Genomic DNA, 9,464 nt, shown 5'->3' with positions numbered 1-9,464 from the left:
CGTGTCGCCAACATAGCCTAGCGCCGGATCGCGCCGCGGATCATAGACCCGCATGCCCCGGAGCTCGAACTTGAAGGTAGGATGTCCCTGGGGCCAGACCTTCTCATCGAAGCGGTAGGTCACCCAGACGTGGGCCTGACCGACATGCAGGTCATCGGCCGTCCAGGCCCCGCCTGAGTTTTCGATGACATAGGCGGGCGGGGCCGATCCCTCGGCCGAGGCATTGAAGAAGTCGAGGGTCAGGGCGCCGCCGAACCCGGCCTGCACCCCGTTCCCGGCGAACTCATAGCCCTGTTCGTCGACGATCACCGCAAACAGCTGGTCGATCGCGTGGTCCGCGATGGTGATACACCGGGTGACATAGTCGGTGCCGTATTGGCCGCCCCAGTTGAAGGCGTCGTCCAGCGACCCGCCGGTGACGCAGACGCCGAACACGAACTCGCGCGGGACCTCGCCCAGGGACATCTGGGTGACGCTGGCCTGGCGTTCCTGCAGGGCGGCCTTGTTCTTCCCGCTCAGGGCGCCGCTGATCTTGCCCAGCGCCAGACTGGCCACCGAATAGAGCACGCTGTTGACGACGAAGGTCGCGACGGCGGCCGCTGTCGTGCCGGCGGTGAAGACCGTCCCCACGATCGCGGCCGTGATCGGATCGGCCTGCGCCGCCATCGGGGCGCCAAACACGAAAGCCAGCGCGAGGGCGCTGGCGAGAAGGAACCGTTGAACTGTCACGTCAGATCGTCCAGGCCCGGATCATGGCGCTGCGCGGCAGCCGGACCTGGCCGCGCTCCGGATGCAGGCCGACGACGGTGTCGCCTTCCACAAGGACAAGGGTGCTGTCGTCGGTCAGGCCGCCGTCGCCGCGCTGGGCCAGGGTGACCGGGATCTCGGTCATCACCTCGCTGACCGCATTCGCCATGCCGCCGTGCCGCGCCAGGACCCGCCGGGCGCCGCGCCGGGTCGTCCACTCGCTCGTGAACCGGCCCAGCGGGTTGATGCCCGTGACGGCTTCGACGCCGCCGGCGAAGAACCGGGCGCAGTCCTGTGTCCGGGGCTCGGGGCCATAGCCGAAGGCCCAGGCCTCGCGGGCCTCGAGATAGGCCGGCAGGGCGTTGGGATTACGCAACATTGGTCGCCTCCCCAAGTCCGCCGACGCCGCCCGCCGAGCTGCCCGAGGCGAAGGCCGACGACGCCCGTTCCGGCGGACGGCCGCCCCAGTAGATGGGCTTCTGGGCCGCATAGGCCACGCGCTTCAGCGCGCCGTCCGTCGGCGAGATCAGGCGCTGGTCCGCGTCGCTGCGCATCCGTTCGGATCGCCGGCCGAGGCCGCGCGCAGGGCCCTCGATGCCCAACCTCAGGACGGCGGGGCCACCGGGACGATCCTCGGTCGGCGCGGAATCCACCCGACCGCGCAGATAGACCGAGGCCTGCAGCAGGGTGCGACCCGAGCCGTCGAAGATCAGGCGCCAGATCACCACGGGCACGCCGCGCAGCTGGCGCACGTCCAGGGCGGCGGCGACATCGGGATCCACACCCGACAGGATCAGCTCGGCGCCCTGCGCCTGACCGCCGAGGGTTCCTGAGGAGACCGAGATCAGTCCGCGATCGCCCAGCCCCAGAAAAGCTTGCTCGTCGATGACCTGAAACCCGTGCCCGCCCCAGAAGCGGGCGGGGTCGGGCAGGCCGAACCGCACCGCGCCGGAGACGATCGCGGTTCCATCCGCCAGAGCGGCCAGAGCCTCGCTGCTGAAGGTTTTCATGCCAGCAACTCCTGGACCGCGACGACCGACCCGCCGCCGCTGTGCAGGGTGTCGAGCTCGCCGAGTGAAGTTTCCTCGGGCGTCAGGCGCATCACGCAGTCGGGTCGGTCGAGGAAGGCGACGGCGCCTTCCGGGACCAGACCGGGCAAGGGCGGCTCGACGGACAGCCCGGTGATCGCGCCCGCGCCGCTGGCCGTGGCCGGTTCGACGACCCGGACCAGCGCACGGCGTGCGCCGCCGCCGGTCGTCCAGCGAAACCCGACATAGTCCCTCAGGGTCAGCGGAAGGCCCGCCGGCAGGCCCGACAGGGCCAGCACGTCGCCGGCTGTGTTGACCGACCAGCTGGTGGCGGATCCATCGAACGCCCCGCCCCCGGCGCGGCTCAGGCCGGCGAACCCCGACGGGAAGGCCTTGGGATAGGGTCGCGACAAGTCATAAGCGAGGAAGGTCCGCTGTGACCCGCGCAGGGAGTCGATGAAGGCGATCCACTCTTCGGTCTCGTCCGCCGTCGTATTGGCCAGTGTCAACGACATGCGCCAGCGCGGCAGGCCCAGGGTGACGCCGCCCGACCGGCCCTGGACCGTCGGCGAGGTCCGATCGACGCGATCGATGCGGAAGGCCTGGCTGTCCACGCCGCCGGACGGCATTGCACGCGGGAAGGTCAGGGCCATGGGGTCTCCCGCTCAGTGAGCTAAGGGCAGGGCGAGGCCGTCAGAGCTGGCGGCGGGCCTGGGCGTCGGAAACGGCCTGGACCACGTTCGACCGGAAGTTGGCCTGTTCGGTCGCCAGCTGACGGCGCAGGGCGTCGATCTCCGGACCGGACCCGTCGACGCGGATGTTCGGGGCATAGGTCGCGGTGACGGTCACGCCGCCGACCCCGGCGCCGCCGGCCGGGCCCGCCAGATCCTGGACCATCTTCGCCGTCTCGGCCGCGCTGGTGACCTGTCCTTGACCGCCGAGCATCAGCAGCTCCGGCCCGTGCTCGGCCATCCGATAGGCGAACCCGGCCCGGACATCCCCGCCGGGAGCCCGGCCGGTCTTGCCGAAGGCCCCGGCGGCGCCGACACCGACGGGGTTACCCCCGCTCAGCAGGCTGGCGCCGAAACCCAGCAGGCCCGACAAGAAGCCGCCGCCGGATTTCCCGCCCCCTCCGCCGTTGCCCATCATGCTGAAGAGGGCGTTGAGCGCCCCGTCCAGCAGCCGTTCCTTGATCCGGTCGCCGATGTATTCCCCGATCCGGCCGTCCTCGATCGCCTGCACGACCTCGCGGCCATAGGAGTTGAACTGGTCGCGAAGGCGCTCCTGTTCGTCATGGTCGAACAGGGCGACCTGTCCGTCCTGACGCCGGCGGAGGGAGGCCAACTCCTGCTGTTCGTCTTCGTCGATAAGACCATCGGCGCGGGCAGCGGCTTCCTTGAGTTTGAGTTCAAGGGCCTGTTCCGCCAACAGGACTAGGCGGCCGGCTTCGTAGCGTTCTCGCGCCGTGCCGACCATCTGCTCTTGGATCGCGAGGAGGTCGATTGCGTCTTCAGCCGCGACCGTCTCGCGTTGAAGCTGGCGCGCGGCCATCGCCTCGCTCAAGATCTCGTCTGCCGCCCGGCGCTGCAGGCGATCCGACTCCTTGTCGAGCAGTTCGACCTCTTCCAGGATCAGCTTCGTCGCGTCGTCCATCGCCCCGGCTTGCGTCAGCTGGGCGTACAGAGCCTTTCGCTTCGCATCGCGTTCCTGGATGTCCAGCGCCAGCATGCTGATCGCCATCTGGGCACGATCTTCTGCAGTATCCCCACCCCAGCGCAGTCGTGCCGTCGCCCGCCTGGCGGCCAACTCCTCGCGGGTCACCTGATCCAGCAAACTGTCCCGCTCGCGCTGACGGCGCTCGGCTTCGGAGGCGGCGCGGGAACTTGGGGAACGCCTATCAGTAGGGGGATCGTCTAGGTCGCTACCGGGGCGTCGCCGGGGGCGGCCGTCTGGGTAGGCTAGCTCCTCCATCGAGGCCGTGACCGCATCCACGGACAGGCCTGAAGGGATACGGTCGCGATTTCGCACCCAAGGCAGGTTGTCGGTGAAGTCACCGCCGATCGCGCGCCCTACATTGTTGATGAAACTCGTGCTCTGCCGTTCCTCATCATTCTTTCGCTTCGCAACATTGTAGCGTTCAATGAAGTCGTTGAGGGCGTCGAGGGCATCCACCAGACCTTGGACCAAGGTGAGTACCTCGTCCGACAACCCGACAAACGCCGACTTTAGCTGAACGTCCACGATATGGCTCATCGTCTCGAACTGCTGATTGGCATCCGCCCCCTTCTTCACCAGCTCTTCGCTCATCGTGTAGCCGATATCTAAGGCCCGCTGGCGAAGCTCCTCCATGGCCGCCACGCCCTCACGGGCGAGAGGAAGCATGGCACCGAGCCCGATCTTGGAAGCCACTGCGGTCCGCTCGGTTTCCTTGTTCAGCCCAGCGACGCTATCAATGACGTCGTCCAGCGCCTCTTCGGCGGTGCTGTAGCCGGCGAGTTGTTCCTTCGTGAATCCCAGGCGTTGAAACCATTGCAGCGCACGCCCGCCTGCTTGTGCCTCGCCCAGCTTTTGGGTGAACGATTCAATCGCGGCGTCAGCATCTTCGGCCGAACCGCCGACAGCGGTCATGGCGTATCTGTATTGCTGAAGGGCCGTCGTGCCGATCGCGAGCTTCTGTGCGGCGTCGTCGATCTCATCAGCGAACGCCATCGCCTCGCGGGCCTTCCCAAGCCCGATGACGAGTCCACCCATCGCCGCAGCAGCCGCGACCCCGGCGAAACCAAATGCAGACAGGGCTACGCCTGCGCTCCCCGTTCGACCTGCGAGACCTTCGATTCCTTGTTTGGCCTCTCCAACACCAAGTGACAGGGCACGGATTGCCGGATTTGCCGCACGCTGCCCTAGGGCGATCTCCGCCCACATCTTCTTGCCGCTGTCGGCGATTTGATCGAAGCCGCGCCGGACGACCTGGCCGCCCTCGATGAAGATCCGGATGCCGACGCCGCCGCGCCCCGCCGTCGTGTCGCTCATTGCTGGCCTCCAAAATCTGCGAAGGGGCGCTCCTCACGGAACGCCCCTCCTCCCTGCCCAGCCATGACATGCCACTACCAATGACCTGCCGCGCCGAACCACGCCCTTCCGGGCCCAGCCGTGCCTAGGACTGAGTTACCTCGACCGAAAATCGTCCAAACTTGGGACGCCAATCGCCGAGGCCCACCTGATCTCCGCTTACCCGCACCCATTTCTGGACTTGGCTGGCGTTGATCAGATCGCTGTTGAACTGAACGACGGCGATCGCCGACCAGTGTCGAAAGATAGGACGTGTCCGCATCACCCGGGCCTGTCCGACACGGGCGGGAACTCGCAGACGGAACTGCTCGTCAGCCCACAGCTCTTCCGGCGTTTCAGGGCCCTCGAAACCGAGAGCCAGATGTTCCTCGATCAGCAACGCCGCCACGGCCGCCTTGCCCTCCTTGCTCTTCCGGGCCCCGCCGACCAGACATGCCTCCATGGCCTCCGACGGGATGCACGGCTGCTTTTCGTCGTTGACCCACAAGCCGCCCAGGAACTCCAATCGGGCCAGTTCTTCATGGTCGGCGTCGGATTTGAGGCGGCGTCCAGCCACTTCCTTCATAGCTTTTGAGAACGGGCTCAGCGGATCGGCCAACTGGCCGTTGTGCATCAACAGGGGTGCAACGCCGGTGAGCGTCAGTGTCAGGGGTTTCCACATGGGTTGTCTCGATCAGAGCGGCGGGCGCGGTGCGCTTCGCCGCCGTCGGTTGAAGTTCGTACCGGGCCGGGCGGCGTTCGACCGAATGGAACGCCATATGGCAGCGCCGACACAGCGTGGTCAGATCATCGACCGTCTCTTCGCCCAGAACGTCTGGGTAGCGACGATGATGGACGTTGAGACCCTCGCCGCTAGCGCACAGACGGCAGCGATAGCTGTCTCGCGTGAGCGTCTGCTCTCGTAGTTCACGCCATCGACGCGATCCGAGATAGGCCTCGTAATTCACGAGGTGCGCTGGGCCTTCAATAAATCGTGCAGGTCGGCGGGAATGAGGGCCCATACCCAAGGCCGCTCAAATCTCACAACATTCTCCGGCAGGGGCTGACCTGGAATGGCCCCAGGACTGGGAAACGGCGCACGCCGCTTCGTTGGAAACGGGATAATTGTGGTATCAGCAGCCGTAGCCATGACGTGATCTCCGATCGATCCGTTGCGGTTAGGGCCGGCTGGGACGTTGCTGCTTCCCGCCGGCCTGCAACTCTGATATCAGGGTTGTTAAGATGACGCAAGAAACTTTGATACCAAAGAAACGGCGGGGGCCCGTACCAACTGGCCAAGGCACGCCGGTCATGGTCCGCCTGCAGCCAGCGCTATTGGAAGCCGTCGATAAGTTTATCGCGGAAGAGCTGGCGGGAAACGCGTCACGGCCGGAAGCGGTGCGGCGTCTAACAGCTGAAGCGTTGGAAAAGCTCGGGCTTCTCAGGCTTTCAGATCAAGGCTAGCGGCCTATCTGATCAAGCGCGAACAACCCAACGGCAAACTCCCATGCGCCATGGACCAAGCCAGCTCCGACCGTGAAGCCGACACCCGCGATGACCGCGAACATCAGCACTTGGGCGGGCTTCAGCTTCTGGTGCATCGGTCGCTCCCTATGGCGTAAAGCTAGTTCCGATTCTCAACCTCTGCCACCCCCTGGTTCTAGGTCTTAGGCTTAAGCTTTTTCCGCGCCTCTGACCTGACGGCGGCGGCGAGGGCCGCGGGCTCGAAGGTGTCGATCAGCGTTTCGACGATCCAGCCGTCGATCCCCTCGAGGCGCGCCCGCACGGCCGCACGATCGACGCGGCGGGGCGTCATACCGCCCCCGGTCCAGCCGCCAGCCCGGCTGACAGCAGACCAGACGGCCGCGCCCTCGGTCGTTCGGCAGGCATGCTCGATTTGAGGACAGAGCCGGCCCTTGGCGTCGGGCCGGCCCGATGCGCAGGGCTGGTTCAGCTTGCGGCAGTTGCCGCAGAACTCGGGGGTCACGCCGTCGTCCCGACCCCCGAAGAGCCAGTCGGCGAGACCCCTGAGGGCTTTCCCTCGATAGCGAGGATCCGCGCAGCCTTGTCGAGTTCCGCGGTCACCTGGCTGCTGAAGTGCTCGTCCAGCATCAGGACTTCAATCACATCGCGATGGACCGGCGCTGGCTTTCGATCTTCACCTAGGATTCCCGTCCAGCTGTCGATTCCCTTGACCCCGCATTCGACGGCGCCCACCCACATCGCGACCCCCGTGAGAAACCGGGCGTAAGAGATGGGGTCGGTTTCCTTTTTCCGCTTCCAGGCCTTCAGCTTGCCTTCGGGGAGAAGGCCGTGCTCGATCAGCAGGGGCAGCAGTTTCGACTCGTCCTGGATGATCGCCTGGGCGGCCTGCTGGGCCTCGGCGTAGTCGGGGGTCGTCAGCCGCCGCAGGGTGACGGTGACGCCGGCGTAAGCGCCGGTGAGCGGTACGGTGACCGGCTCCCGGATGAGGGAGACGACGATCTGCCTGTCAGACATGGCGGGCTCAGGCCGTCGCGTAGCTGGCGACGTCGTTGGTCACGACGATGCGCAATGCCGGCGCATCGGCGGTCTGGAACGGCGACCAGTTCAGGGTGCGTTCGATCATCCCCGGGCCCTGGATAGGCATCGGGCTGGGCGCGAGCAGGGCATGGGTATGCTCGACCCGGATCTTGTGGCCCGAGACCACGCCGGCATAGGCGAAGGCCGGTTCGAACACCGTCTGCCCGACCTCCATGGTGTCGAAGGCCGCGCCGATCGCGCGATAGGTGGCCGAGCCGGAATGAGCCCCTCCGTTGGGCGTGTTCTTCGACACGGTCGGCGTCGCGGACAGGAAGACGCCCTCCTGCAGCTGGCGATCATAGCTGAAGGAACCCGACAGGAAGGCGTCGGCGGCCACATCGTCGATCTCGAACACGCAGCGCAGCATGGGCGCCTCGTCCGGAATGTCCTCCACGTCGCCGGCCGGGAAGGCGGACAGGGGGGTGGCGCGACGCAGGCCGCGCAGCGACAGGTTCAGGTCGAAGTCCTGGGTGTTCTCGCCCGTCACATTGCCGGAGATCTGGGCCAGGGTCAGGGCCTCATAGACGCGCACGTCGCTCGCCCCGACCTTCACGGCCAGGTCGAAATACTGCTCGGCCTTGCCGCCCGAAGCCCAGGCGTGGGCGTAGGGCGCCGAGGCGCCGGTCGTCGCCGGAGCGCCCATCGAGTAGCGCAGCCACAGGGGCAGGTTCCGGCTGTCGGCGTCCAGCACCAGCTCGGCCGCGACGCGCTCGAAGCCCGGGCGCGGCTTGATCGGATCCAGCGCGTTGGAACGCGCCGCCGGATCACCCAGCTTGGCGCGCTGACGCCATTCCTGCGACGGGGTCACCGTCACCTGCATGAAGTCGATGGCCTGCCAGGCCGTCGGGGCCGTGGTCGCGTTCGCGCGGCGGCCGATGCGGGTCTCGCAGTCGGCGCCGTACCAGATATCCGTGGGCATGATGTTCGGTCCTCTGCGAGGGTTGGACCGCGCTCAAGCAGCGAGCCGCCGCGCGGTGAGCGTTAGCGCTCAGAAAAATGGAGCCCGCCGGCGCGCGGAAGGAAGGGGGACTGACGCGCCGGCGGGAAACACCGCCCTCCGGAACTCCCGACGGACGACGGCGAACCTTGCGCTAAAGCAGGCGACGACCGCGTCGGCGCCGGTAGCGCTGGAAAAGGAACCTCAGCGTTGCTCGGTCGGGACGCCGGCGATCTCGAGGTCGCGCTCCGTGGCGGCGCGGACCTTCCCGCTCTCGATCGCCTTCTTCGCCTTGTCGGCGGCGAGCTGCTCGAGGCCGCTGCCCTTGCGGACGACCCACACCGGCTTCGTCGGCTTGGTCCGGCGCTTCGGAGCAGGCTTCTTCGGGGCGGCGACGGTATCAGCGGCGGGCGCGATCGCGGGCGAGGACGGAACGGTGTCGGACATGTCGGGCTCCAGATCAGGCGGTGAGGCCCAGCGGGTCGCTGGACCGGATGCGGATGGCGCAGACCAGGGTCGTGCCCCAGCCGTTTGGTGGGAGAGGCTCGTCGGACCCTTCCTCGAGGAAGAACCGTTCGACCGCGCCGGACAGGGTCGGAAACTCCACCGGAAGGGTCGCGATCGCCTGAAGCGTCTGGCTGTGAAGAAGGCGGCCGGCGGGCCGATCGGGCCCGGCCCAGGCGAGCTGCAGGGTGGCCCGATGCTCGACCACGAACCGCGACCCCGGGCGACCCAGCAGGGTCCGGACGGTGCGGGTTTCACCACGCGTCAGGGCGGCCCAGGTGACGAAATCCGTTTCTTCCCCGGTCGGCGCGACGGCGTCGGCGTCGTCGACGGCCAGAGCCTCGGTCGTGGCGATATAGCCGGCCGTGACCAGACGATGGGCGATGGCGGCGGCGAGGGCTGCGAGGGCCGCGTCCAGGGTCATCTCGTCACCATGTCGAAGGGCCCATCGTGAAACCCGACGACGCACGCGGTCGGGACTGGTTGGTGATCTGTCGCGGGCCGTCGCCGTCGTAGGCGGTGAAATATTTCTGGAAGAGCGACTGCATCCGCATCGGCACGTCGCGTTGCGCCCGGTCCCGGAATGTTCCGCCCTTCAGCAGACGCGGCAGTCGCGCCTCCTTCGCCAGGACGAAGAC

Annotated in this window: 13 protein-coding genes and 1 pseudogene; all 14 read right to left on the bottom strand. The window is 67.1% G+C overall.

The window, feature by feature from the left end:
• On the bottom strand, nucleotides 1-729 hold a 729-nt coding region (locus tag JHC99_RS14875; protein WP_292155199.1), incomplete at its 3' end, for a hypothetical protein.
• Between the two features lies 1 nt (nucleotide 730).
• Nucleotides 731-1,126, bottom strand: a complete 396-nt coding sequence (locus JHC99_RS14870; RefSeq protein WP_292155198.1) for a hypothetical protein — start codon at nucleotides 1,124-1,126, stop codon at nucleotides 731-733.
• The gene (locus JHC99_RS14865; RefSeq protein ID WP_292155197.1) at nucleotides 1,116-1,757 is read right to left on the bottom strand and encodes a hypothetical protein; all 642 of its coding nucleotides are present in this window, start codon (nucleotides 1,755-1,757) and stop codon (nucleotides 1,116-1,118) included. Before JHC99_RS14865 ends, JHC99_RS14870 begins: the two co-directional genes overlap by 11 nt.
• Entirely contained in the window at nucleotides 1,754-2,428 is a 675-nt protein-coding gene (locus JHC99_RS14860; RefSeq protein WP_292155196.1) for a hypothetical protein, read from the bottom strand. The genes JHC99_RS14865 and JHC99_RS14860 overlap by 4 nt, the downstream gene beginning before the upstream one ends.
• Nucleotides 2,429-2,468: 40 nt before the next feature.
• Entirely contained in the window at nucleotides 2,469-4,805 is a 2,337-nt protein-coding gene (locus JHC99_RS14855) for a hypothetical protein (RefSeq protein ID WP_292155195.1), read from the bottom strand.
• Nucleotides 4,806-4,929: 124 nt separating this feature from the next.
• Nucleotides 4,930-5,505 (bottom strand): hypothetical protein, encoded by a 576-nt coding sequence (locus JHC99_RS14850; RefSeq protein WP_292155194.1) that lies wholly within the window; start codon nucleotides 5,503-5,505, stop codon nucleotides 4,930-4,932.
• 100 nt (nucleotides 5,506-5,605) lie between these two features.
• Nucleotides 5,606-5,845: pseudogene (locus JHC99_RS18825) on the bottom strand (hypothetical protein); the annotation flags it as partial.
• A 438-nt stretch (nucleotides 5,846-6,283) separates the two neighbouring features.
• A complete protein-coding gene (locus JHC99_RS14845) occupies nucleotides 6,284-6,424 on the bottom strand; it encodes a hypothetical protein (RefSeq protein WP_292155193.1) in 141 nt (46 codons plus the stop codon).
• A 59-nt stretch (nucleotides 6,425-6,483) separates the two neighbouring features.
• On the bottom strand, nucleotides 6,484-6,810 hold the full coding sequence (locus tag JHC99_RS14840; protein ID WP_292155192.1) for a hypothetical protein: 327 nt from the start codon (nucleotides 6,808-6,810) through the stop codon (nucleotides 6,484-6,486).
• The gene (locus tag JHC99_RS14835) at nucleotides 6,807-7,322 is read right to left on the bottom strand and encodes a hypothetical protein (RefSeq protein WP_292155191.1); all 516 of its coding nucleotides are present in this window, start codon (nucleotides 7,320-7,322) and stop codon (nucleotides 6,807-6,809) included. The genes JHC99_RS14840 and JHC99_RS14835 overlap by 4 nt, the downstream gene beginning before the upstream one ends.
• A 7-nt stretch (nucleotides 7,323-7,329) precedes the next feature.
• Nucleotides 7,330-8,304 carry a phage tail tube protein gene (locus JHC99_RS14830; RefSeq protein ID WP_292155190.1) on the bottom strand — a complete coding sequence of 325 codons (975 nt, stop codon included), beginning with the start codon at nucleotides 8,302-8,304 and terminating at the stop codon, nucleotides 7,330-7,332.
• Nucleotides 8,305-8,526: 222 nt separating this feature from the next.
• The gene (locus tag JHC99_RS14825; protein WP_292155189.1) at nucleotides 8,527-8,769 is read right to left on the bottom strand and encodes a hypothetical protein; all 243 of its coding nucleotides are present in this window, start codon (nucleotides 8,767-8,769) and stop codon (nucleotides 8,527-8,529) included.
• Between the two features lie 13 nt (nucleotides 8,770-8,782).
• The gene (locus JHC99_RS14820) at nucleotides 8,783-9,250 is read right to left on the bottom strand and encodes a hypothetical protein (RefSeq protein WP_292155187.1); all 468 of its coding nucleotides are present in this window, start codon (nucleotides 9,248-9,250) and stop codon (nucleotides 8,783-8,785) included.
• A 4-nt stretch (nucleotides 9,251-9,254) separates the two neighbouring features.
• On the bottom strand, nucleotides 9,255-9,464 hold a 210-nt coding region (locus tag JHC99_RS14815), incomplete at its 5' end, for a hypothetical protein (protein WP_292155186.1).

The organism is Brevundimonas sp. (genome assembly GCF_016463485.1).
Lineage (GTDB): Bacteria > Pseudomonadota > Alphaproteobacteria > Caulobacterales > Caulobacteraceae > Brevundimonas.
The sequence above is the reverse complement of the archived record's forward strand: the minus strand, read 5'-3'. Positions and strand labels throughout refer to the sequence as shown.

What these genes read in the sequence shown, in the direction of transcription:
- JHC99_RS14865 (WP_292155197.1), bottom strand. Translation starts at nt 1,757, where the DNA reads ATGAAAACCTTCAGCAGCGAGGCTCTGGCCGCTCTGGCGGATGGAACC.
- JHC99_RS14825 (WP_292155189.1), bottom strand. Translation starts at nt 8,769, where the DNA reads ATGTCCGACACCGTTCCGTCCTCGCCCGCGATCGCGCCCGCCGCTGAT.
- JHC99_RS14860 (WP_292155196.1), bottom strand. Translation starts at nt 2,428, where the DNA reads ATGGCCCTGACCTTCCCGCGTGCAATGCCGTCCGGCGGCGTGGACAGC.
- JHC99_RS14850 (WP_292155194.1), bottom strand. Translation starts at nt 5,505, where the DNA reads ATGTGGAAACCCCTGACACTGACGCTCACCGGCGTTGCACCCCTGTTG.
- JHC99_RS14870 (WP_292155198.1), bottom strand. Translation starts at nt 1,126, where the DNA reads ATGTTGCGTAATCCCAACGCCCTGCCGGCCTATCTCGAGGCCCGCGAG.
- JHC99_RS14845 (WP_292155193.1), bottom strand. Translation starts at nt 6,424, where the DNA reads ATGCACCAGAAGCTGAAGCCCGCCCAAGTGCTGATGTTCGCGGTCATC.
- JHC99_RS14855 (WP_292155195.1), bottom strand. Translation starts at nt 4,805, where the DNA reads ATGAGCGACACGACGGCGGGGCGCGGCGGCGTCGGCATCCGGATCTTC.
- JHC99_RS14830 (WP_292155190.1), bottom strand. Translation starts at nt 8,304, where the DNA reads ATGCCCACGGATATCTGGTACGGCGCCGACTGCGAGACCCGCATCGGC.
- JHC99_RS14835 (WP_292155191.1), bottom strand. Translation starts at nt 7,322, where the DNA reads ATGTCTGACAGGCAGATCGTCGTCTCCCTCATCCGGGAGCCGGTCACC.
- JHC99_RS14820 (WP_292155187.1), bottom strand. Translation starts at nt 9,250, where the DNA reads ATGACCCTGGACGCGGCCCTCGCAGCCCTCGCCGCCGCCATCGCCCAT.